A 23,531-nucleotide genomic window follows, 5' to 3' on the forward strand; every position below is an offset into this window, starting at 1 on the left:
AAATAGAGCCGTCGTGCGGTGGTTGCGGTGGTTGAGCTTGTCGAAACCAGCGCAGTCGAAACTACATCTTTATCCATAAATATTCCAGCGGCTGCATAGTGATGGTTTGTTCAAGTTCGTTGTAATCTACTTCGTTGCCAAACATATCCGTCCAGTTTATCTCGGGTTGAATGCTAAGCCGGAAAGTCTGCGGCTGGTCGCTGAGGTTATGGAAAATCATCAGGCGTTCGTCCTTCCATTTGCGGATAAAAGCCAAAATGTGGTCGTTAATCATGCCGTCGGTTTGGTGGGTTTCGAGCCAGAAGATGGAGCCACGGCCAAAGGTTTTGTGGTTCTTGCGTTTGTTCACCATTTTAGAAATACGGCTATAAGTGCGTGCTGCAAGCGAAGTGCTGTCGGCCAGGTCGCGGTCGAGCTGCTGCCAGTCGATGTACCCACGCACCAAAAAGCGGGTGTCGTCCTTACCGGTTTCGGCAATTTTCTCTTTATAATAATCGTAATCGTTGCGCTTGCCAAACTCGTCGCCATAATAAATGATAGGTGTTCCGGGCAGGGTAAGCATCACCGAGAAAGCCAGCGCAATTTTGTCGGGGTTGGCGTCGAGCAGATCGGCCAGACGTGCGGAGATACCTTCGCCTATTCTGAAATTCCATTCAGGCTTTTTGCAATAATGATTATGAATGTAGGCACGGTCTTCTTCCGAAACATAAACCAGCTCCAGGCTCAACTCGTCGTGACAGCGCAAAAAAGTAAACCACTGTGCCGACGATGGTATTTCGGGCGTAACATTCTTGCTTAGTGTGGTGCGGATGGGCTTGTTGCTTTGCATGGCGATGGCTTTAAACATCTGCGGCATCAGCGGGAAGTGATAACCGGCGTGACATTCGTCGCCGTTGCCAAAATATTTTACAACCTCCACAGGTTTCTGGCAGGCTTCGGCCAGCAGCAAAGTGTTGGGGCGTACATAATCCAGCACCGCCCTGAAAAACTTAACGATGGTATGCGTCTGCGGCAGGTTTTCGCAGTCGGTGCCTTCCTCCTTCCAAAGGTAGGGGATGGCGTCGGCACGGAATCCATCCACGCCTTCGCCTTGCCAGAAAACCAGATTTTTCACCATCTCCGTCAGCACCGACGGATTGCGATAGTTGAGGTCGGGCTGAAAATTAAAAAACCGATGGAAATAATAGCCCTTCTCATCTTTTTCCCAATTACTCTCTTCGAGACCTTTGAAGATGATGCGTGCGTCTGCGTATTTTGTGTTGTCATCGCTCCAGATGTAGAAATCGCGATAAGGGTTATCGGCGCTTTTGCGCGATTCGACAAACCACGGATGCTCTTCGGAGGTATGGTTGATGGCGATATCAAAAATCACCCGCAGGTTACGTTGGTGCGCTGCATCCAAAAAATCTCTAAAAGCATATTGCTTTTCCTGACGGCTGGCTGAAGCCGGTAACCCGAGCAATTCATGGCGCACGCTGGTATGGTCGCTGATGTCGAAGCCCGCGTCGCGCATCGGTGAGGAGAGGATAGGCAGCAGCCAAAGGCAGTTGACGCCCAGCTTTTGGAGATAATCGAGTTTTTCGATCAGGCCTTCGAAATCGTTATTAAACAAATCGACATACAACGAATAGACGATGGCATCTTTGTACCATTCGGCGGGTTGTGGCTTTATCTCTTTGCTTTTCGCAAAATGATCGAGCCATCCGATAAAATCAATAAGTTTATCATTATGCCGTTCGCCGTAAAGGTTGTTCCAGTGTTTGCGGATTGTTGCGTCGTTGTTTGCCATAGCCAGGATTATTAATGGATTTGATTAGCAAAAATAAAAAAAATCGGCATTGTAGAGACGCACGGCCATGCGTCTGTACGTTCCGTGCGTCTGTACATGCCGTGCGTCTGTACAATACCGCACGTCTTTACATGCCGTGGATTTGTATTAAGATTTTGTCCGTGTCCCAAAGGATTTTAATTATCATCTGTTTTTTTGCGGCATCGTACCAATAGGCCGGTGTAGTTGCCGATTGCAATTTTTCCTGTAAAGATACCGGCTGAATGGATGTTGAGCCGGCCATTATTCTTTCAGGAGCCGTTTCCACCCCATGAACCATCAGCGTAATATTGCGCTTGGCCGGCATGTTTTTGTATGCTCCGGCTATGTCACGCTCAAGTGTTAGCAATAAGAGTTCCTCCGCGGCAGTACTGCGAAAATGAAGCAGTTCGTATTGATTTTTTGCGAAAGTATTGCGCGTGATGCCGTCATCTTCGTACATCGTAAACGCCGAAAACGGAACTTCAGGAGTGTAGTAAAAATGCAGCGTTAGATTTTGAGAACTGTAATCCTTCGTGTTTGTGATGGGTTCCGTCATTGGGATGAAGGCGCCGCCACGCACAAAAACAGGGATTTTTTGCAGCGTCAACGGCTGGTTAATCCATCGTGAACCGTAGAGTTTTTCATCATTAAAAAAATCGAACCATACGCCTTTCGGCAAATAAAGCCGTCGGTGCGTTTGTTTGGATTCTGTCACCGGCGCCACCAGAATATTGTTGCCCCACAGGTAAGTGTCGGTAACACCCGAAAGCGCCTTGAAGTAGGGCTCTTCGGCAAACAGCGGCTTTGTGATGGGAATCCCCTGCGTGCTATTGAGCCACGCCAGCGAATAGTTGTACGGCAGCAGCCGGTAGCGCAAGTCGATGAGTTGATGCAGGATTTTTTGGATGCTGTCGGGATAATTATAAGGCTCGACCGGTGCATGTGGGTCGCCATGAACGCGGAAAACGGGATTGAATACGCCGTATTGCAGCCAGCGCAGGTAGAGTTCGGCATCTTCCACTCCCATGGCAAAGCCGCCCAGGTCGGAGTGCATATACGGGAACCCGCTCATGGCCATGCCCAGCAATGCCCGCGGCTGCGCCTGCAAACCCTGCCAGCTTCGCGCCACATCGCCCGACCACGGGTAAATGCTGTAGCGTTGCGAACCCGCAAAGCCCGCGCGGTTAAGGTTGAAAAGCCTTACTTCCGGGTAACGTTCTGCATAGTTTTCGGCAAGCATCTTATGCCAGTAATGGGCGTAGATGTTGTGAACCTGCGTAGCATTTCCCACCACATGCTGCATGTTGTCGGGATGGTTTTCGGGCTCGCCCAGGTCGCCCCACCAGCCGGCAACGCCAATGTCGATCTGCCGGTGGTATTTCTCCCAGAACCATTGCTGCATGCGTGGCTGGAAAATGTCGAACAATCCGCCGGGGCCAAACCAAAACTTGTCGAGGATCATGGTGCTGCCGTCCTGATTTTTGCCCAGCAGCCCGGCTTCACTCAGGGTGTTAAAATAGCGCGACTCGGGCAGCACGTAAGGCTCGGTGATGAGGATGGTTTTTATCCCCTGATTGGCAAAGTCGGCAATCATCTTTTCCGGCTCCGGCCATTTTTTGGTGTACCAATCCAGGTCGCCCATATAAAAGCTGTCGTGTACGCCGGCGCCAAACCAGTAGAGATCAATCACCACGGCATCGAGCGGATAACCTTCGGCCAAAATACGGCTCACCATCTGTCGGGCCTCCGCCTCCGACTCATAGCCAAAGCGCGACTGGATATAACCCAGCGCCCACCGCGGCGGCATGGGCTGAAAGCCTGTAAGCTGATGATAATTTTTGAGGATGCTGTCGGTGGCGCCACCGCCAATTACATAATACGCCATGTGACCACCTGTGGAAGCAAAGGTCATTATGTTGGCCTGCGCCTCGTCGATGTCGAGGATTCCCTTTTCGGGATTGTCGAAAAGCAGTCCGTAGCCAGCAGAGGAAACCACGAAAGGAACCGAGAAATTCAGGTTGGGAGCGTCGGTGCTGTAACCATAGTGCACCTGGTTGTAAAGCTCGAGGTGTTGATCGCGCAGGTCGAAAGCGGTGGTTCGAAAGCCGGCGCCGTAGATGTGTTCATCGGCGTCAAGTTTGAACGAAAATCCACGCAAAGTGTCATGATCAAAAAAAGGACGGTAACTCGTTAGCACGGTATCCGGGCCGCTGACAAAGGTAAAACGAAGGGGGGATTTGTCTATCACCACCTGCATCTCATTTGATCCATAAATCAATTGCCGGTCGTCGGAAGCGAAGTTTACGGAAGTAGCAGCACTGGCGGGTAAAACAGCGTGTGAGCTATCGATGAACGGGAGTTTTTGGTTGTAAAAAATTATCTCTGCCACGTCGGGCTGTGGCAGGCTGATTCGGAAGGTGCCTTTATCGGTTTTAATAAACAAACGTCCATCGCTAATCTGGTGCGATTCATAGATAAGCCGGGCGTAACCACTTTCGGGTACCAGCGTGCGCGAAAAGCGAAAAATGAAAAAGATAGCTATAAAAAACAGCAGCAAAAACAGATAGGGTTTTGCCTGCACCAATTTGAATTTATTATCGCTGTTTTTCATCTTATTCAATAACCTTGCGGTTGAACATATCGTATTTCTGGCCGGCTTTTAAAAGATAAAATTTCCGGCTACCTTTGGGAAGCTGGCTGACTTCGCCCTCTTTATGATTCCAGTCATCTTTGTCGCGCACCTCACGGTAAAAAGTTCCGTCGTAAATGGCCACGTAACTTTTGCCGATCACTTCAAATTGATTGCCGTGCGCAACGATGGCGGTGTTTTCGTCCAGCCCAATGCCCAGCATTCCCGGATGCGCATCGAGTATATCAAAAATATCAAACTGCCGGTTCATGGCAAGCAGGTGCTGATCGATGGCAGTATTGTCGAAAAATCCAAAACCTTTTTCATGATCGCCCATCATAGCCGTGTTAGTTTGCGAATCGCCACGCGCCAGATAGCTGGCCAGAATACTCGCGCCCGCAGAGCTTCCACCGATTACGCCGCCTCTGTCGAGTAGTTTCTCAAGTTGGTCAAAAACCTTTGTTCCTTCGTAAGCATCCATCAGGCGCCACTGCCTGCCACCCAAAAACCACACGCCGCGTGCATTTGTCAGTGGCTGAACAAACGCTTCGCTGTTGGCCTCTTTTGGGTCGCGTGTGTGCATAAAACTAAAGTTTGTAAAACCATAGCCCCGCCATTGCTTTTCCTGATCTGCATAAAACTGTCCGTCAGCAAGTTCCTCATCCGTAGCCGCGGTAGTTATAATGACCACGGGAGCGTCCGGGCCACCGGAAAGTTCCATGAATTTCTTAAAAACCGCCGTGTCGGTCAGGTTTCCGCCGGCGGCAATCAGGTAGCCGTTTTCGGGGCAGGAGGAGTGGGGTTGCGTGGGGCTTTCGGGTGGCTGTTGTTCGGTACATCCGAAAACGAAAATCAAAACGTAAAACAACACCGATATTTTTAATAATCTGAAATTCATTTTTGTTCTAATTTTTTTAAATCGTTAATCGTTAATCGTTAATCGTTTTTGTCAATCCTGATCTATCTGCGTTTTCAGACGCACGGCCGTGCGTCTCTACGTTCCGAATGTTCCAAATTCAAAAATAAACATACGACATGCATAAATTTAAAATCGTCAATCCCTTCGGCTACGCTCAGGGCAGGCGTAATTCGTCAACCGGACTTTGTAACTCACTTCTTATCGTTCACTGCTTCTTCGTGTGCACTCTTTTCTTTTACCAATAGCCACAGCACTGCCGAGATGGCCAGCGATATGCCGCTGATGAGATAGATGATGGATTTGTCGTCGGCATTCTTTATAAAAAATCCCAGCACCAGACTGGCCACGAGTTGCGGCAGTACCACCGAAAGATTGAAGATTCCCATAAAAAATCCCATTTTTACTTTGTTTACTTTCTCGCTCATGATGGCAAAAGGGAGGCTCACCACTGCAGCCCAGCCCAGACTCAGCAGCACAAAGATGAGGTACATCGTGATGGTGTCGCGCACCAGCAGCACGATTAGAAAATAGCCAACAGCCATCGAAGCCACCGAAAGTACCTGCGTTTTTACTTTGCCAATGCGGCGCGACAGCGGCTCCAGCAGCACGATGGGGAAAATGGCGCCCACAGCGTTAAGGATAAAAAACGACCATCCGATGATGGCGCCGAGATAGGCGCCGTCGGTGGTGTGGAAGCGCTGCTCGAAGAAGGCGATGCTGTAAATAAACATCGTTTGAATTCCCAGCCACGAAAAGCTATGTGCGAAATATATCCGGAAGAGCTGCTTCCAGTCGGTGCGGGTAGGTTCCACATCTTTGTCTTCGACGCTGATCAGGTCGCGCGGCTCGGTGATAAAAAACATCGGCACCACCGAGAATAAGAATACTACGGCAACGCCGATATAAATTAACTCCATGTTACCAACCAGTGCAGCGATGAGATAAGCGCCGGCGCCGAAGAAATTGGAGATGGACTGCATCCAGGTGTAGCCTTTGGTGCGTGGCTCTCCATCGGGCGTTACGTCGGCAATGATGGCACGCGTGGGATTAAAGCTGATGTTGATGGAAAGATCGAGCGTGAGCGCCACGGTAGTTGCTACCGCCACAATACTGCCAATGCCGAGGCTGGTGCTAATCAGCCCGATGTTGGGCAGCGCCAGTATCGCCAGTGCCGCCAGGGTGCCGCCGATAAAGATGAAAGGCCTTCGCCGTCCACCCCAAAACCAGGTGCCGTCGCTGATAAGCCCCACAATAGGCTGCCCGATGATGCCGGCAATGGGACCGGCTGCCCACACGATGCCGATTTCGTCCATCTCCAGGCCGTACTGCGTGCGCAATATCCAGCTCAGGACTGCGATTTGTATCGACAACCCAAAACCCATCGCCGTGGCGGGAAGCCCCAGAACGACGTAGAAAAAATTCGATAATCTCTTTTGAAATGGTAGCATATTATTTAGTTTTCTGATGTTTTAAAATTGCAACAATAAGTCGTTTTTTCTTTATTTAAAAATAATTTCATCTTCCCTAAGTTTAGCGTTTACCGCAATTTAATCACCAGTGCCTCCTTGGCGGGAATAGTCAAATTCTCCAGCACCACCGTGGTTCCGTCGAGCACATTCATTCCGGTACTAATGCCTTTCGTCATCTCGGCGTAGCGTTTCAAATCCAAAGGATGGCTTTCGTTGCTGTTGTTGAGCACGATCATCATCATCTCGTCGTCATTATGACGGAAATAAACATACACATTGTCCTCTGGGATAAAATGGGTGAGTTTGCCGGTTTGTAAAACCTTGTGGTTTTTGCGATAGTTGGCCAGTTTTTGCGTAAAGCGCAACATATCTTCTTCATCGGCGGTGCGCCCTGAAGCTGTGAATTTGTTGGCCGAATCAGTTTGCCACCCGCCGGGAAAGTCTTTGCGCATCTTTCCGTGGCCGTCGCTTTCGTTGCCGCTCATCAGTATTTCGGTGCCGTAATAAAGTTGCGGAATCCTGCGCGTAGTTAGTGTAAAGGCTACGGCCAGCTTCTGGTTGGCCAGGCTGTGCCCCACTTTCGTAAAGAGCCGGCTGCCATCGTGATTGTCAGGAAAAATCACCATACGAGGATTTTCTCCATACACAAAATCCTGCGCCAGCACATCGTACATGCGCGTAATCCCCGTTGACCAGCCGGAACCTTCATTAAAAGCCAAACCAAACGCATCGTAAAGGGCAAAGTCGAAGATGTAGGGCAAATGCGATTCATACCCTGTTTCTACCGCCGGATCATTTTCCCACGGAGCCAGCAGCGCCGGCACGCCCATCCACACCTCGCCCACAATCGAAAAATCAGGATATTCCTCCAGCACCCTTTTCGCCCACTGCGCCATCTGTTCTTTGTAAGGGTAAGGATAGGTGTCCATGCGGATGCCATCCAGCCCGGCATATTCTATCCACCAGATGCTGTTTTGGGTAAGATAAGTCATCAGAAATGGGTTTTTCTGATTCAGGTCGGGCATGGAGGTGTCAAACCAGCCTTTGGTAAAAAGCGTCTGGTCGTAATCAGAAGCGTACGGATCGAAAACCGTGGAGGCGCGGAAATTGGATTTGGTAAATTCCGGAAACTGATGCACCCAGTCGCTGGCAGGCAAATCTTTCATCCACCAATGGTTGAGCCCGCAGTGATTAAAAACCATGTCCATCACCGCCTTCATTCCGCGTTGGTTCAGCATCTCGTTGAGGTGCCGGAAATCTTCGTTGGTTCCCAGGCGTGGGTCTGTTTTGTAATAATCGGTGATGGAATATCCGTGGTACGAATAGGTGGACATGTTGTTTTCGAACACCGGGTTGAGCCACAGCGTCGTGACGCCCAGGCTGTCGATATAATCCAGCTTTTGCATTACACCCTGCAAATCGCCGCCGTGGCGTCCGTCGGGATTGCTGCGGTCGGCAGCTTCGAGCATGTCGGGATGTGTATCGTTTTTTGGGTCGCCATTTGCGAAGCGGTCGGGAAGGACGAGATAGATCAGGTCGCTTTGGTCGAAACCCTTGCGTGACGCTGAGCTTTTGGTGCGCGGCAGCAGCTTGTATTCGTAATCCAAAGTTTTTTTACCCTTACATTCAAATTTGATAATGAATGTTCCAGCAGCTGCTTCGCTGATGTCGAGATCGATAAAAAGATAGTTGGGATTGTCCGTTGTCGAAACTTTCTTAATGGATACGCCGGGATAATTAATCGAAGGTTTGTATGTGGAAATATTATCGGCATGTACCAGCAGTTGCAGATTGGGATTGTGCATTCCGCTCCACCAAAAGGGTGGCTCCAGATGCCGGATGGCAGAGGGCTGACCAAAGATCGCAGATGAGATTAATAATAATGAAAGAAGCGATAAAAGTCGTCGGAAGGCCATGGTAAAAATAATTTGATGTTAATCTTCTCTGTGTTTTGAATGGTTCAGCAACCACTCATAAAGCTCCCGATTGTTGTAGGTAGGTGTCCACGCGTCGTGGCCGGCATCGGGATAAACCGTAAATTCCACCTCGGCGCCATTGTCCATCAGCGCATTTACCATCCGTTGGCTATATTCGATGGGCACAATGTTGTCTCTTTGCCCGTGAAACACCCACACCGGCACATCCTTGATCAGATGCGCGCGATGCGTGTAACCGCCGCCACAAACAGGAGCCGCAGCAGCAAACACGTCGGGGTATTTTATAATCATGTCCCAGGTAGCAAAACCACCCATGCTCAGCCCGGTAACATAGATGCGATCGCGATCGACAGGATAGTGGCTGATGATGTCGTCGAGCAGAATTTTGACATCTTCAATATTCCACCAGGGTTCGCTCAGTGGGCACTGTGGTGAGAGGATGATAAAAGGAAGGTACATCTCAACTGCAATTTTGGGCGGGCCGTTTTTTTTGACAAGCAGCAGGTCGTCGCCACGCTCGCCCGATCCGTGCAGGAAAAGCATCAATGGGAAGCTGTGGCTGCCGTCGTCGGTGTAATCGGCTGGCAGATAAAGCAGGTATTTCATCTTCACCTCCTGTGTGATTTTTTTGTCGAATTGCATGGCTTTCTGCACCGGTTGCGCCTGAAGCGGCAGCCAAGCCACAAGCCACAAAGAGATCGTTATCGTAAGAATTGCTTTCATTATTTTCATTGTCATAATAGGGTTCAAAATTATAGTTTTTTAACGGGTTATTATTCAAAGGGGCTGATGTATGTCAATAAATATAAAAATTAAACACACCACCGCCCGATGTTTTTTGTTAATCACCACACAAACAACAGCCTGCCCCTTTTTTGGGCATTTGAAAATCAAAAACAATTTTAAACCGGAGAAGATGAAAAACAGCTGGTGGCAGGGAAATGACTGTAAGATTTGAAAGTAGAATATTTATCTCAGGTCTTTATTCCTGTTATTATTACGAGGTGAGGTAGCCGATTTAAATAATATTAAGTACAATTTATATTTTGAAATACTGTTACCGCTTACCAAAGGGAACCTCAAATTAAATCCCGTGTCATGAGAGTATTTTTCCTGATATTCATCATTCCTTTTACATTTCTTGCTCATGCTCAGGATACAATACCCGCTATAGCCGATACTGCCTGCATCCAAAGGGATTTTGGCGATGTACTCCGGGTGGCATTTCATAAGCCTCCAAAAGAGTTGGCCGATTCCACCGGCACTATTTTGCTGATACCGGTCATCGGTTCCAATCCGGCTACTGGTTTTATGGCTGGAGTGGGTGGGCAATACGCGTTTAAACTATCCGGGGACGATACCCGTTTTTCCATGCTATCAGGTAGTATGCAGTTTACTACCAAAAATCAACAACTCTTTCTGTTAAAAAATAGCGTCTACACCAAAAATAACAAACTCTTTTTTTCTGGCGATTGGCGATACATGATCTATTCGCAGTCAACCTTTGGCCTGGGAACCAACGCGCCAGAAGGGGGGATTCTTGATTATCAGGTTAGTCTAAGTGGCCTCTCTACAGTTGTGGACTCTCTGGCTCAACCATTAAAGTTTAACTTCCTGCGCATTTATCAATCTGCTTCTTACAACATAACGCGATCATTTTACATAGGTCTGGGCTATTACCTCGACAGCTACTTCGGGATTAAAGATGAAAAACTTCGTTTGAATCCAGGCGACTCATTGATAACCAGCAACTACGCATATAGTAAGTATTATGGTTTTAATGAAAAGAAATATTCTTCCTCAGCTATCGGTATCAACCTGGTTTCTGACACCCGCGATAATATGATCAATCCATATAAAGGACATTTTGCAATGATTAGTTGGAACGGCGCTCTGCAGTTACTGGGCAGTCATAAATCCGCCAGCTACTTTTCGATGGAGTGGCGAAGTTTTCATCCTTTGTCCCATCGAAATCCACGGCATCTTTTGGCGTTTTGGGCGATGGCAGACATCTCCCCTGAGGGTGGATTGCCCTATCTCATTTTGCCTTCTACCGCTTACGATCAGCGGAGCAGAAGTGGACGAGGTTATACGCAGGGCCGCTTTCGGGGAAACCAAATGGTGTATGGCGAAGCTGAGTATCGTTTCCCGATTTCTCAGTGCGGAGGCCTGTGGGGCGGCGTCGTGTTTGTGAATGCTACCACGGCGAATAGCCCGATACATTCTCTGGGTTTATTCGAATCGGTAAAGCCCGGCTATGGCTTTGGGTTCCGATTTATGGTAGATAAGAAATCGCGTACCAATCTTGCCATCGATATCGGATTTGGCGAGAAATCTACCGGGTTTTATCTTTCGGCATCCGAAACATTCTGAAAATTTTAGAGGGGTTTAAAATTATAGTTTTTAACGGATGCAATAGTACTCGTTGCGAACACAAATCCATTTGTGCGTAGAAATTTTGGAACCAAAACAAAAGGGACGCATCAGATTCGCTTGATGCCACTGGAATTGCAAATGGAAACTATGGCCGTGAATAGTCCTTTGTGATTTACTCCAAATCGATAATTATCAATAAATTTTCTCTAACCGTTTCAATCAGGTTGTCGGGTAAATTTCCAATCTTTTTCATGAGTCGATTATTATCGATAGCCCTTATTTGGTCGATCATTACATCACAATCTTGATGTAAATTCGCTTCTCCCTTTTTTAAATGTACGCGTAAAATATCCGAATCTTTATTGGTATTTGTCGTCAACGGACAAACTATCGTTGATGGATGTGGAATTTGATTGAGAAGATTTGTTTGGATAATAAGTACGGGTCTTGTTTTTCCGGGTTCAGTTCCAATTTGTGGATTTAAATCAGCAGTCCAGATTTCATATTGTTTAATCGACATAACCAATCTCCTCAAAATCTTTTAGAACAGCCATCGAATCTGCTTTTACCAAATCAGATTCCTCCTTTAGCTTCTCTTCTAAAATAGCCCGTCGTTGCAATCGATTATAAAAATCAAGTGCTTCGTTAATGTACCTGTTTCTTGGTTTTTTAATTTTTGAAAGAATTTTTTCAGTCTCTCCAAAAATCGCCTCATCAATTTTTAATGATACAGTTTTCATGATTTCTTATTTTAGCACAGCAAAAGTATATCTTATTAGTATGTCAAACAAGTATTTGCTATTCTGTCAAGCTCTTAACCACAAATTTCCTTGCCTCATTTAGTAGGTCTGCAATTTTTCCAAATAATTGGCTGTTTGATTCTGGTACTACCATCTTATCCGTTTAGCTAAATTATGAAATATCATAACGCTTTCTTTTTACCCGGTCGTATTCTTCTTTTTTCTTAAAAATCTCCGAATTAGGATTTTAAAAATCTTATCTGCTTATTAAAATAGTGCCTTTGCGAAAATTCTTTAATATTGTTTGAACGGTTGGCCTATGTGCAGTAAGGGATTGCGGGCAAATTTCCTGTCAAATTACAGTAATTTTAAGCGGGCTACAAACCTTGAAATTTCGCACATCTCCTGCCATTACTTATACAAAGTATTGTAAGAAGTACTTACCTCTAAAAGATCTCTTTTAACTTATCCTTCAATTCTTTACCTTTTAAATCTTTTGCAATAATCCTACCTGTTGGGTCTATTAAAAAGTTTGTAGGGACAAGAGTAACACCATATCTGGAACCAACATTTCCATATTCAGTATTTGAATCTTGTAATGAATACCATTTAATGAAAAACCTATCAGACGCTTCCTTCAAATCATCAATATTTTTGCCTCCTGCGATACTGATTATTTCTAAACCCTTTTCTTTATACTTTTCATACTCAGTTACAATATTTTTATTTTCTTCCACGCATCCTGGACAACCTATTTTCCAGAACTCCAATAAAACAAACTTTCCCTGAAAATCCTTTAAACTAACTTTATTCCCAGTAATGTCTTGCAATGAAAAGTTCTCTGCTATATCTCCAACTTTAACTTCCTTACTAAGTTCCAGCCATTGAGCTATGGATTTCCCGTAATCAGATTCTTTAATTATTGGAGATAGGTTTTCATACAGTGTTTTAATTTCGGATTTTGGAAGCCCTGCCAAAAAGCCTTCTAAGATAAAAGCACTATAAAGATTATCAGGATTCTCTTTGATATAAAGTGCTCCAAACGATGTCCTTTCTTGAATTAAATCATCTTGCTCTTGCCCTAATGATTCGGCTTTATCTCTATCTTGATTCTGCATTGCTTTCATCAGTTCTTTGGTTATGCTATCAAACTTAAGTTCCATTGGAAGTTTTGAATTAAAATAGTCGCTATGTTGCTTTTGTATTTCGCCTCCTATGACTTTGGCAAATTTTATTTCCCCCTTTTTGCCTGTTATCGATATGTCAGCATCTTCAATAAAAAGAAATAAAAATTCTTTTTCGGAACCTTCTCCAATAAGAATTCCGTGGGGACTAACTTTTGTGCTTGAAGCTGCACAATGAAATTCGTTATTTACAATATAAGTGGTGTCTACTCCTTTTTTAGTATCAAAGTTCAAAAGAACTACCTTTGTACTATCAGGGAAACCTTGAGTTTTACCTGTAATTTTAATTTCACCATCTTTATTCATACAGGAATTTAGAGCCATTGAAAGAATAAAGGCATAAATAATCATTTTTCTCATTTTTATCTATTTTATTTGGTTATTGTATTGTTTACAACTTCTGCGTAAACGTAATATTATGTTTATTTCTTCATTACTTTTTGCAAACTTAACTGAAAGGTGAGCCCAAAATCCTTCTCAAAACTCACCCTCACCGCCGGAATGTCGCGGTGAAAGTCATCAGCCAATGTGAATGCAGGATTTCTCATTTGCCTGGTTAATAAAATTGCGCCGCAAACTTAGGAAACATTTCATTTGGAATAATTCTAAATTTCAGAAAGCGCATGGCGCATGGCGCAAGTTCTCCCAGCGAACCAATAAAAAAAGCCTCTCACATCTTTACGATGCAAGAGGCTTTTGTTTGTATCAAAACTTATTCTCTATTCATACACCGGCGTAATGCCCATGTTGTAAAACATGAAGGAGTAGATGTCGGCGTACTCTTCGATGACTTTGGAAGTGGGTTTTCCGGCGCCGTGACCGGCTTTGGTTTCTATGCGGATAAGCGTGGGGTTGTCGCAGCTTTGTTTGGATTGTAGCTCGGAGATGAATTTAAAAGAGTGTGCCGGCACCACGCGGTCGTCGTGGTCGGCAGTGGTTACGAGCGTGGCGGGGTAGCAGGTGCCGGCTTCGATGGTGTGCAGCGGCGAATATTTTATCAGATATTCAAAGTCGGTTGCATTGTCGCTGGTGCCATAGTCGGTGGCCCACGCCCAGCCAATGGTAAACATGTGGTAGCGCAGCATGTCGAGCACGCCCACGGCCGGGAAAGCTACTTTCATCAGTTCGGGGCGTTGGGTCATTACGGCGCCAACCAGCAGGCCGCCATTGGAGCCGCCCTGGATGGCGAGATAATCGGGCGAAGTATAACCGGCGTCGATGAGATATTCAGCGGCAGCGATAAAGTCGTCAAACACATTTTGCTTCTGTTCTTTGGTGCCGGCCATGTGCCACGCTTCGCCGTATTCGCCGCCACCGCGCAGGTTGGGCATGGCAAACACGCCGCCATTTTCGAGCAGTATCAGTCTTTGGGTGCTGAAGGAAGGCGTGAGGCTGATATTAAAACCGCCATAACCATAGAGCAGCGTGGGATTGGTTCCGTCGAGCGTGATGCCTGCTTTATGAACGATAAACATCGGAACCTTTGTGCCGTCTTTGCTGGTATAGAAAACCTGTTTGGTTTCAAAAGTCAAATCTTCGACTTCTATCGTAGGCTCACGGTAGATGGTGGAGGTATCCGTTTCGATGTTGTACCTATAAATGGTGGTAGGGATTGCGAAAGAGGTGAAAGCATAGAAGGCGGTATTTTCGTCTTTCTTGCCATTGAAGCCGGCCAACGTTCCAATGCCGGGGATGTCGAGTGCACGGATGAGGTTGCCCCACATATCGTAGATAAAAGCTTGCGAATAGGCGTCTTTGAGATACTGCGCCACTATTTTGCCACCTACCAGCGTCACACCTTCGAGCACTTCTTCTTTTTCGGGGATCAGTGTGGCCCAGTTTTCGGGTTGCGGAAGCGCCGGGTCGATGAGCAACAATTGGTATTTGGGCGCATTGTAGTTGGTGCGCACCAGAAACTTGCCGTTGTAGTCGTCGACCACAGCAAAATCGTTATCAAAACCCGTGACGATACTGGTGAAATCTTTTCCCGGTTTGCGGAGGTCTTTAAAATAAAGGGCATTGCCGGAGGTGCTTTCGGTATGATATAAAAGCAGGAAATCTTCATCATCGGTAACGCCGGCGCTGTAGTTGCGCAGCGGATAAGCAGGGTCTTCATAAATGAGCACATCCTTACTTTGAGGCTCGCCTACTTTATGAAAATAAACTTTATGAAACTCATTTTTTCCGGAAAGCTCGCTACCTTTGGGCGCGTCGTAACGGCTGTAATAAAAGCCATCACCTTTCCAGGCCATCCCCGAAAACTTCACCCATTTCAGGTGGTCGTCGAGTTGGTTGCGGCTGTCGATTTCCATCACCTTTATCTCGTTCCAGTCGGAGCCGCCGCGCGCTATCGCGTAAGCAAGATATTTACCGTCTTTGCTCACATCCATTCCGGCAAAAGCTACGGTGCCGTCGTCGGACAATTTGTTGGGATCGAGCAGCACCTGCGGCTCGGCGTCGAGGGTTTCCTGCACATAGAGCACGCTTTGGTTTTGCATGCCGTCATTTTTGAAATAAAAATAACGATCACCTTTTTTGAAAGGAACACCGTATTTTGGATAATCCCAAATCTTCGTCAGGCGGTTTTTGATGTCGTTTCTAAATGGAATCTTCGAGAGATACGCCTCGGTAACTTCATTTTGTTGTTTCACCCACTCGCCGGTTTCGGCAGAAGTATCGTTTTCGAGCCAGCGGTACGGGTCGGCAATGGCCTGGCCATGAAGTGTATCCACCACATCGCCCTTTTTGGTTTCCGGATATTTAATCCGCTCTGCCTGTTGCTGGCAGCTTTGTGTAGTCATCACAAGTGTAATAAATAGTACATAAATCAATTTTCTCATCACGCTAATTTTTAAGATGTTTGTCGAAACTTTGTTTTTGCAAAAATAGGAAATCATTGATATAATTTAGATGATGGCCTTTAATACAGAAATTTCAGTAAAGAGTCTTTATTTTAAAATGCTCACGCTACCCCTCAATCCCCTAAAGGAGAAGTCAGCCCACACTCTATCGGTTGTGCGTTGGGAACTCCCCCTTTAGGGGGTCGGGGGGGTGTGTTGGGTTTTTCTAAATCTATAGAATCGATCAACAAATGTAAATTTTAAAAAAATCAACCAACTAAATAATCACAAATCCTTCATAAATTCAAAAGACACCTTTATAATGAAAAAAGTAAAATCGCAGAAAATCTATCGTATTGATGTGGCTCCTGAATCGGAATTTGAGGAATACATGGATACCGAGGGTGTGCAGCATAGCAGCGCCGTTTACAACGAAAATGGGCACTTGCTCACCGATATCAAATTTGATAATTATGGCCAGACTACCGGAACGTCCGTTTACAAATACGACGAGAAAAAGTTTTTAATTTTTGAAGAAACCCTTGATGAGGAGGGGCAGACAGAAGAAAAGGTAAGTTGGGAAGTGGATGAAAACGGCAAAATCCAGAAAAAGTTTGTGTATTATCTGGATGACACTTTCGATACCATCGATTACGAATACAACGAGCAGGGACTTTTATGGCGTGTGATTCAAAAGGATGAAGACGGCGAAGAAGAGTACCGCGAGGAGTATGATTATAAAGATGGGAAACGCATTGCCGAAAGGTATTTCGAATATGGTGAGAAGGAAACGGAAAACCTTTATGAATTTGATGAAAATGGCCGGCTGACAGAAGTGACGCTGAACAATCCGGACGAAGAAGCCACGCTGGTAAATGAATACGACAACAAAGGAAACCGCATCAAAACTTTGAAATATGATGCTGCCGACAAACTCATCGCGAAGCAACTGATGACTTACGACGAGCAAGGGCGACTGACGGAGATGAGCGAGGAGATGCCTTACAAAAAAAACAATATTGCGATAGAGTTGGATGCCGCCGGCAACGCTACCCGGCAGACGGAAACCGATCGAAATGAACAGTTGGTGAGTGAGGTAGAACGCGAATACGATGCCGATGGCAACGTGCTGCTGGTGCGTGCTACCGTTGCCGGGCTGCCCGGAATGCCGCCCCGAAAGTACATGCTAAAACATTTCTATGAATTTTATTAGGAAGCGTGGGTTATTAATTTTCGCGGTACATTGCCTGCATTGTCTGAAGCTCTTATTAATGATTACTTATTTGATTTTGCTGATTAAATTTAGCGTTGATTTAAGCTTCTAAATAATTTATAGCCTGAGCCAAATGCACATCCTCTAATTTTGTGACAGCCTTCATCTCAAGACTGATTAAGCCTTCCACCAAAAAATCTACTCTTCTTACCTGCAATACGCCCTCATCTGTTTTACCGCCGGTGCATAGTTATCAATAGCTGCGTTTTCCCAATAATTGCAAGCATCTTCCAGGCGTTCGAGTTTCAGGCAACATTGGCCGGCATTGTGCCAGGCGTTGGCGTCGCCGGTAATTTCGGCATAGCGCACATAATCTTTTAATGCCTTCTCGTAGTCCATCGATTTGAAATGTGCGTTCGCCCGCAGCACCAATAGCACGTGTTGCGATGCGTCGAGTTGCAGCGCCTCATCAAAATATCCGATGGCCTTTTCCAATTTGTTTTGACGGTAATAAAGCTCTCCTGCTTTGGCATAATTATAATAATTCTTAGGCTCCAGTTGCATCAGATGCTGGTAGGTATCAATCAGAGCGGCGGTGTCGGCCATCTTTTCGAGCGCCATTATTTTCTTGCGATAATTGCCCGTATCACTGCTGTCGGCTGCGATAAGTGCATCATAATCTGCAACAGCGTGTGCATAATTTTCTAAATAAAAATTAGCAGTTGCCCGGTTGTTAATGGCCGAAGTATATCCGGGTTGAATCCGTAGCGCACGATCGGCGTCCTGTAAAGCGCCTGCATAGTCGCCCGACATGCCACGCGCGGAGGCGCGGTTTCCGAATGCTTTGGCGTCGGTGGTATCACGCAGGATGCATTGGTTGTAATCCTCCAGCGCTTTGGGGTACTGTCCTTTCTGGTACCAGGTGATGCCCCGGATCAGATAAGGATGACCACGGTCAGGTTCTTTCTCTATCAGATCGGTAAACAGGGTGATGCTGTCGCTCCAGTCGGTGTTGCGCTGTCGCGTCACTATTGCCAGCATTCCCAGCCATACTGCCAGCACGATTATGAATGGATTTCGCCATTTGCGCAAGCTTGCTTTTTGTGTGCTAATAATTTGCCAAGTGCTCACCGCCAGCATGTAAGTGAGCCCGACGTAAGAAAAATAGGTGTAGCGGTCGGCGGCATAGGCGCGCCCGGCAGGAACGATTTGTAGTATAAAAAGTGTAGGCACCACAAAAATTGCCAGCCCCAGGATCAGGTCGCGTTTCAGGACGCCTGATTTTTTTATTAATAAAAAAACCATCGCTAACAGCGCCAGAAGAATGGCGGCAGAAACGTAAAAACGCAGTGGTAGCAAGCCCGAAGCAGTGGGCGGGTAGTAATGATAAATTTTGAGTTGGATGGGAACAAAGAATTTCCACAGATACATAAGCACGGCATCGGCAACGATAAAAGGCCGGTGCAGCCAGGAGATATCGGGGGTGGAAGTGTCGGCGGCGGTGCTGGTAAACCAGATGCCAAGCAATCCGATGGCGGCGCTTAGCGCAAAAAACGGAATCTTTTCTATCCATACGCGGCGGCTGGCAAGGCTGCGTCCGTAGTACCAATCAAAAGCAAGTAGCAGCAACGGCAGCGATACCGCAATGGTTTTGCTGAGTAGCGACAGCACGAAAAACCCCAAGGTGATCAGGTAGTTGCGGGCACTATTTTTACGAATATAATTTAGATAAAAAATGGCTGCCGCCAGATAAAACACCAGGTACAAAACATCCTTCCGCTCCGAAATCCACGTCACCGACTCTGCATGCATCGGGTGCAGCGCAAAAACCAAAGCTACCAGCGAAGCCACGTACACGTTGGGTTTTAATTTTAATATTAATAAAAAAACCAGCCATACATTTATCAGGTGCAGCAGCAGGTTGATGAGATGAAAAGCAGTAGCATTGAGGCCAAAAAAATGATACTCGATGGCATAGCTGAGCATGGTGAGTGGCAGGTACAAACCTACATACGGCGTGGTAAACATCCGATAGAGGTTGTCGGCCGAAAGCGCTTTGATGTCGGGATTGTCGGTAACGTAGAGGTCGTCGTCGAACTGGTAGATGAAGTCGTTGTCGACGGCATTGGCGTAAGCCAGCACCGTGATCAGCAGAATGAGCGCCAGCCACAACCAGGTGCGGCGGGAGCCTTGCTGCGCCGGCTTTATTTGTTGTTTTTGCTTTGGCAATTCCTTTTTCATGGTTTGCAAAAATAAGAGTTTGGACGAGGTTGCACCACGTCTATACTAATGTTACAGGCTCCAACTATGTTAATTATGCAAACAAAAAAGCAGGCACAGCCTGCAAAAATAAATTCGGCTTAGGCTGGCTTCGACAAGCTGGCTTCGACAGGCTCAGCCACCACAGCCACCGCAGCCTAAGCCGAACAACAGAGGTCGTCGTGGAACTGGGACATCCTCTTTCATGTTTGAGGATGGCCGGAAGAATTATTAAAAGTATTGTAATCTAATCTACTGCTTTGCGCAAAAGTAGCGTGGTGTAGTTGGTGTCGAGCCATTCGTTTATCAATGCGCGCAACGCCGGGTAATCGGCCGGAGCTATCACGCTTTTGTCGAGGCGCAACGAGCGGCTGACGGTGATTTGATTCCCCTTCGGGCTTAGCTCTATCTTCACCGAACCGGCTTCATTTTTCAAATCCACGCGTTGTTTCAACGTTACCAACTCATAGCCTTCCGGCAAGGTGATGGTGTATTTATAGCTTTCGCTGATGGGGAAAGGCAACACAAAATCGCCGTCGCGCTGGCTGCTGAGGTAGCTGATGTGCCACCCACCAAAGCCGCTTGTCATTTGCGGAAGCTCCAGCTGCATGATTTTGCCGGCATCCTGCAGTGCTTTTTCTTTATTAATCTGCACCACGATCTCACTTTTCTCGGCATTGCTGTTTGCCACTTTTACAGCGTCGTCGGATTTGCTGATCATATTTTGGGTAAACTGCGATTTTATTTTGTTGGCATCATTTTGCAACAGCAAAAATGGATTGGGTTTTCCCTGCAACCGGATTGTCATCTGGCCACTAAGCGATTGATCATGAGCAAGCACAAATTTACCTTCTGCGTCTATCACATTTTTTCCTTCCGACAAGGTGGTGGGGGAGATGTCGGCATTTTTGTAAAGCGGCATCAGCACCTGACCGCCTGAACCGTAGTCGAGGCTTTGGTCGTTTGTGGAAGTTGCGCTCAGATAAAGCGTCCCGAAGTTTTTGGTATTTACCTTCACAAAACTCTCATCAAAAATCAGGAGGTCGCCCATATTTTTTTCAAAAAGCTTTTCGGGAGCAGCCATCACGGCCACGGCATGAAAGTCGGCCGCGTTGAGCAAAGTAGCCAGCAATACCGCTTTTTCGAGTTGGTTGCCGCCATTGCTTTGCCACACTTCTTCGGGAGTGCGCACGCGGTAGCCATTCCATTCGGGCGGCACGCGGTCGTAAGCCATTTCTTTAGCAACCATATTTTGCAACGCCAGTAGCGTCTTCATCTCCTCTTGTTTTTCAGATTTTATGGTGGCAGCATATTTCTGCAAAATATCGGTGGCGTGATAGTCGAAAGCCTGTTGGCGCGTAATCCAATCGACCGCAGCTCCTGCCTTGGGCGATGTCGTGAAAACCAGACGCGGCACCGAGAGTTGTGCGCCACTGAAATAATCCTGCGACCCGGCAGCAATGCCCTTAAACGTCCAGGTATAAACTTTCTGGTTGCCTTGCACCACCATTTCAGGGGCGGTGCGCAGATTCATCATGCGGTGTTGCAGCTCAACAGCGGAGGGAACTTTTATAACAATTTGCATCTCTTCTATCGGCGACGATTCCTGCACCAGCTCATTGCCCATGAGCGCCGGCAAAAAATCATTTTGGCTGGCGAGGGTATAATCGAGATAAATGGTAGCGCCGATTTCGGTGGCGGTATGCGTCACCACAAGCTCGCGCAGATGATTGAATGCTGCTGAGTGTGCGGCGCCGTGCGGCAGCACTTCGTTGAAAGCATTTTCCGGCGTCACCACCCGCTTTCCATCGGCCATAATTGTATAGGCCTCGTTGATGGTAATTTCTTGAAAGGTCGGGTCGTAAATGATAAAAGTCTCGCCATAAAGCTGGTTGAACGACAGATGACTTTGCAGCCGGAGTTGCTTGTAGCAGCGCATGGTGGTGCTGCCATCGTCGTTGAGGGTAAAAGTTTTGGTAATCTTGCCAAACACCGCATCGGCGTCGTTGTATTGTGCGCTGGCCGCCGTGGCAAACCATCCGGCCAGAAATAATAGAAATATCTTTTTCATCTGAATAATCATTTTCTAAATTAATAACACCTGAATTATTTACTTAACACGATGGGTTGATCGGCCATGTTTTTCTGGGCTGTTACAGCTTTTTTCACGGCAGGCCAGTCTGCAGGCTCATAAATACGTTTTTCGAGGATGATCTCCTGGCTTAGTTCGAGGGTGTTGCCTTTTTGCTGTAATGTTCCTTTGTAAGCAGCGGCTTCACCATCATAATCCAACTTTACGGGATCATTCATCATTAAATAGCCATCGGGAATGTTGATGGTTTCGCTGATCTCTACCAACCGGCTGCAACGGTCGCGGAAGCCAAATTCCCGGTCGTCAGGTACATTTGTGTTAAGATTAAGATGCGACATGCCGGCGGGGAAAATGCGGTTGGCCAGCAGCGGCGTGAATACCAGCTTGTTTTGGCCTACAGCAGCATATTGCGGAATGCGGTATTTGATGCGTATTTCGATGGGGCCGGCCATGTGGTCGATGGGATTGTTGCCATAATCCATGCTGATAATTTCGGCTTTGGGATTGATGCGCAGCAGTTCACGCTCAACATTTTTGTCCCAATCTGCTTTGAATGCTCTGGTGAAAATGTTGCGGATGGAAGCGTCGGTTTGTCCTTCGGCGGTAACGTACAGCTCACCTTCCAGGGTTCCGTCGGGAAGCAGCGTGGAAGTTCCATTCATCTTCAGATAATGATCTTCGGGTGGCGAAATGGGTGTGATCATCAGGTCGGCGCCACCGGGAATACCCATCAGCACGTTTTGTTGCTGTTCGGCGCTGCTCCACAGCTCGCGAACAAAGGGCACCCAGGTGGGATCGAGAAGGTGGTATTTTCCATCGGCAAGTTTCACCAACGTTACGCTGTGGTTAAATTGGTCGGCGGGGATGTTTTCGATGCGCGAGCCTGCCATGGTCATTGCCGGGTACGACTCGAAACCTGCCGCCCGCAAAAATGCGATGAGCATACCTGCCTTGTCTTTACACACGCCGCAGCGGTCGCGGAAATTCATCTCGGCATTATGTAGCGTGAAGCCTTCGCCTTCGCCCATCGAGATGCCCGAGTAGCGCATGTTGTCGGCTACCCAGTGCGTAAGTATCGACACGCTGTCGGACTCTGTTTTGGCATCTTTGAGCAAATTATTTACAAACTCCTTTACCTCAGGGGTAGGAGTAAAGCTGTCGTAGTCTTCGTTGACGCCGTGAAACCACAGCGACTTGGCTTCCCAGTCGGGGCTGGTTGTCATCAGCAGCTTGGGCGCAATATCGGAGGCATCCACCATATTGGATTCCCGCTTCAGCGGTGCAATGTTGCTTTTGGAGAAAGTATAGATGTGTTGGTCGCCAACGAAACGCAACGATGACTGGCACTCGCCGTGATAAAATACGAATTGCAATGGTTTGTCGGCTGGCATGCTCACGCTATAGACTTTGCTGAGCATGTGCTGGTCGCTCCAGAATGGGACGATGTCGTAGAAATGACCGCGCATGGGTGGGATGTATCTATCCTCGTCGTCCTGCATCAGAAGGGCATAGGTGTAGCCTTTTTTGAAAAGCACCAGGTCGATGGCGTCGCCGGGCTGTAACCTGCCGGCTTCGATTAGTTTTTCGCGGGCGCCCCAGTAGATGGCTCTCGCCGGTGCCGGATAGTCGCGTACCTGTGTCAGGTCGAGTTGCTCACGGCTGCCGTCGGCGCGGTAGATGGTGGCTTCACGTATCTCGACATAGGCCGAGAGTGGTTCGTAACCGTATTCGATCACGCGCTTGTCGAGCGCTCCTTGCGGGGTGAGCACTTTAAACATCTGGTGCATAAAAAAGTAGCCCAGGCCGGTTTCCTGCACCTCCACGCGGGTGCTGTCGAAAACCACCACGAAGTCGCTGCCCGGATAGTCGGCGGCAGTGCCGGTAGTTTTTAGTAGTTCCTCCACGCTCTGTCCGTGCATCAGCAGTCCCGACAGCAGGAGGGTAAGCGTAAATAGCATTTTGTTGATCATAAAAAATGATTTTTTTGTTTTAAAAAAAATATTGGCTGTAAAAGTATTGAAAAATTTCATTTCGACCGTAAAACTCCTTGGTGGTGCCGGGTC

At 47.2% G+C, this 23,531-nt stretch carries 16 protein-coding genes; 2 read left to right on the forward strand and 14 right to left on the reverse strand.

Annotated features, from left to right (window positions below):
• Positions 1–61 precede the first annotated feature (61 nt).
• The 6 genes from VFC92_01990 to VFC92_02015 all read right to left on the reverse strand — a co-directional run bounded on the left by VFC92_01990 (position 62) and on the right by VFC92_02015 (position 9,487).
• Positions 62–1,789, reverse strand: a complete 1,728-nt coding sequence (locus VFC92_01990) for an alpha-amylase family glycosyl hydrolase (GenBank protein HZK06946.1) — start codon at positions 1,787–1,789, stop codon at positions 62–64.
• A gap of 127 nt (positions 1,790–1,916) precedes the next feature.
• On the reverse strand, positions 1,917–4,421 hold the full coding sequence (locus tag VFC92_01995) for a TIM-barrel domain-containing protein (GenBank protein ID HZK06947.1): 2,505 nt from the start codon (positions 4,419–4,421) through the stop codon (positions 1,917–1,919).
• 1 nt (position 4,422) lies between these two features.
• Positions 4,423–5,337: a cyanophycinase gene (locus tag VFC92_02000; GenBank protein ID HZK06948.1), complete on the reverse strand. Its 915-nt coding sequence runs from the start codon at positions 5,335–5,337 to the stop codon at positions 4,423–4,425.
• Between the two features lie 212 nt (positions 5,338–5,549).
• Entirely contained in the window at positions 5,550–6,806 is a 1,257-nt protein-coding gene (locus VFC92_02005; protein ID HZK06949.1) for an MFS transporter, read from the reverse strand.
• An 89-nt stretch (positions 6,807–6,895) separates the two neighbouring features.
• The gene (locus VFC92_02010) at positions 6,896–8,743 is read right to left on the reverse strand and encodes a glycoside hydrolase family 13 protein (GenBank protein ID HZK06950.1); all 1,848 of its coding nucleotides are present in this window, start codon (positions 8,741–8,743) and stop codon (positions 6,896–6,898) included.
• An 18-nt stretch (positions 8,744–8,761) separates the two neighbouring features.
• On the reverse strand, positions 8,762–9,487 hold the full coding sequence (locus tag VFC92_02015) for a prolyl oligopeptidase family serine peptidase (GenBank protein ID HZK06951.1): 726 nt from the start codon (positions 9,485–9,487) through the stop codon (positions 8,762–8,764).
• A 375-nt stretch (positions 9,488–9,862) separates the two neighbouring features.
• Between VFC92_02015 and VFC92_02020 the strand changes: the two genes are divergently transcribed.
• Positions 9,863–11,137, forward strand: a complete 1,275-nt coding sequence (locus VFC92_02020; GenBank protein HZK06952.1) for a BamA/TamA family outer membrane protein — start codon at positions 9,863–9,865, stop codon at positions 11,135–11,137.
• A 175-nt stretch (positions 11,138–11,312) separates the two neighbouring features.
• Here VFC92_02020 and VFC92_02025 read toward each other — a convergent pair whose 3' ends face one another.
• From VFC92_02025 to VFC92_02045, 5 genes are all read right to left on the reverse strand, one after another.
• Positions 11,313–11,660 carry a type II toxin-antitoxin system PemK/MazF family toxin gene (locus VFC92_02025; GenBank protein HZK06953.1) on the reverse strand — a complete coding sequence of 116 codons (348 nt, stop codon included), beginning with the start codon at positions 11,658–11,660 and terminating at the stop codon, positions 11,313–11,315.
• Entirely contained in the window at positions 11,650–11,880 is a 231-nt protein-coding gene (locus VFC92_02030) for a hypothetical protein (GenBank protein ID HZK06954.1), read from the reverse strand. Before VFC92_02030 ends, VFC92_02025 begins: the two co-directional genes overlap by 11 nt.
• 446 nt (positions 11,881–12,326) lie before the next feature.
• Positions 12,327–13,424 carry a TlpA disulfide reductase family protein gene (locus VFC92_02035; protein ID HZK06955.1) on the reverse strand — a complete coding sequence of 366 codons (1,098 nt, stop codon included), beginning with the start codon at positions 13,422–13,424 and terminating at the stop codon, positions 12,327–12,329.
• 62 nt (positions 13,425–13,486) lie between these two features.
• A complete protein-coding gene (locus VFC92_02040) occupies positions 13,487–13,612 on the reverse strand; it encodes a hypothetical protein (GenBank protein ID HZK06956.1) in 126 nt (41 codons plus the stop codon).
• Positions 13,613–13,783: 171 nt separating this feature from the next.
• Positions 13,784–15,904: a prolyl oligopeptidase family serine peptidase gene (locus tag VFC92_02045; GenBank protein HZK06957.1), complete on the reverse strand. Its 2,121-nt coding sequence runs from the start codon at positions 15,902–15,904 to the stop codon at positions 13,784–13,786.
• A gap of 322 nt (positions 15,905–16,226) precedes the next feature.
• Here VFC92_02045 and VFC92_02050 point away from each other — a divergent pair, with 322 nt between their 5' ends.
• Positions 16,227–17,117 (forward strand): hypothetical protein, encoded by an 891-nt coding sequence (locus VFC92_02050; GenBank protein HZK06958.1) that lies wholly within the window; start codon positions 16,227–16,229, stop codon positions 17,115–17,117.
• A gap of 207 nt (positions 17,118–17,324) precedes the next feature.
• Here the strand turns inward: VFC92_02050 and VFC92_02055 are convergent, their stop codons facing one another.
• The 3 genes from VFC92_02055 to VFC92_02065 all read right to left on the reverse strand — a co-directional run bounded on the left by VFC92_02055 (position 17,325) and on the right by VFC92_02065 (position 23,438).
• Positions 17,325–19,358, reverse strand: a complete 2,034-nt coding sequence (locus tag VFC92_02055; GenBank protein ID HZK06959.1) for a tetratricopeptide repeat protein — start codon at positions 19,356–19,358, stop codon at positions 17,325–17,327.
• A gap of 265 nt (positions 19,359–19,623) precedes the next feature.
• A complete protein-coding gene (locus tag VFC92_02060; GenBank protein HZK06960.1) occupies positions 19,624–21,447 on the reverse strand; it encodes a DUF3857 domain-containing protein in 1,824 nt (607 codons plus the stop codon).
• Positions 21,448–21,482: 35 nt separating this feature from the next.
• Complete coding sequence (locus VFC92_02065) at positions 21,483–23,438, reverse strand: DUF3857 domain-containing protein (GenBank protein ID HZK06961.1); 1,956 nt, start codon at positions 23,436–23,438, stop codon at positions 21,483–21,485.
• Positions 23,439–23,531: the final 93 nt, after the last annotated feature.

This window comes from Bacteroidales bacterium, from assembly GCA_035647615.1.
Taxonomy (GTDB): domain Bacteria; phylum Bacteroidota; class Bacteroidia; order Bacteroidales; family 4484-276; genus SABY01.

Bases quoted from the DNA above. Each gene is read 5' to 3' on its own strand.
- VFC92_02000 (HZK06948.1), bottom strand. From the start codon at position 5,337: ATGAATTTCAGATTATTAAAAATATCGGTGTTGTTTTACGTTTTGATT.
- VFC92_02005 (HZK06949.1), bottom strand. From the start codon at position 6,806: ATGCTACCATTTCAAAAGAGATTATCGAATTTTTTCTACGTCGTTCTG.
- VFC92_02045 (HZK06957.1), bottom strand. From the start codon at position 15,904: ATGAGAAAATTGATTTATGTACTATTTATTACACTTGTGATGACTACA.
- VFC92_02015 (HZK06951.1), bottom strand. From the start codon at position 9,487: ATGAAAGCAATTCTTACGATAACGATCTCTTTGTGGCTTGTGGCTTGG.
- VFC92_02060 (HZK06960.1), bottom strand. From the start codon at position 21,447: ATGAAAAAGATATTTCTATTATTTCTGGCCGGATGGTTTGCCACGGCG.
- VFC92_02030 (HZK06954.1), bottom strand. From the start codon at position 11,880: ATGAAAACTGTATCATTAAAAATTGATGAGGCGATTTTTGGAGAGACT.
- VFC92_02010 (HZK06950.1), bottom strand. From the start codon at position 8,743: ATGGCCTTCCGACGACTTTTATCGCTTCTTTCATTATTATTAATCTCA.
- VFC92_02050 (HZK06958.1), top strand. From the start codon at position 16,227: ATGAAAAAAGTAAAATCGCAGAAAATCTATCGTATTGATGTGGCTCCT.
- VFC92_02040 (HZK06956.1), bottom strand. From the start codon at position 13,612: ATGAGAAATCCTGCATTCACATTGGCTGATGACTTTCACCGCGACATT.
- VFC92_02065 (HZK06961.1), bottom strand. From the start codon at position 23,438: ATGATCAACAAAATGCTATTTACGCTTACCCTCCTGCTGTCGGGACTG.
- VFC92_01990 (HZK06946.1), bottom strand. From the start codon at position 1,789: ATGGCAAACAACGACGCAACAATCCGCAAACACTGGAACAACCTTTAC.
- VFC92_01995 (HZK06947.1), bottom strand. From the start codon at position 4,421: ATGAAAAACAGCGATAATAAATTCAAATTGGTGCAGGCAAAACCCTAT.
- VFC92_02020 (HZK06952.1), top strand. From the start codon at position 9,863: ATGAGAGTATTTTTCCTGATATTCATCATTCCTTTTACATTTCTTGCT.
- VFC92_02055 (HZK06959.1), bottom strand. From the start codon at position 19,358: ATGAAAAAGGAATTGCCAAAGCAAAAACAACAAATAAAGCCGGCGCAG.
- VFC92_02035 (HZK06955.1), bottom strand. From the start codon at position 13,424: ATGAGAAAAATGATTATTTATGCCTTTATTCTTTCAATGGCTCTAAAT.
- VFC92_02025 (HZK06953.1), bottom strand. From the start codon at position 11,660: ATGTCGATTAAACAATATGAAATCTGGACTGCTGATTTAAATCCACAA.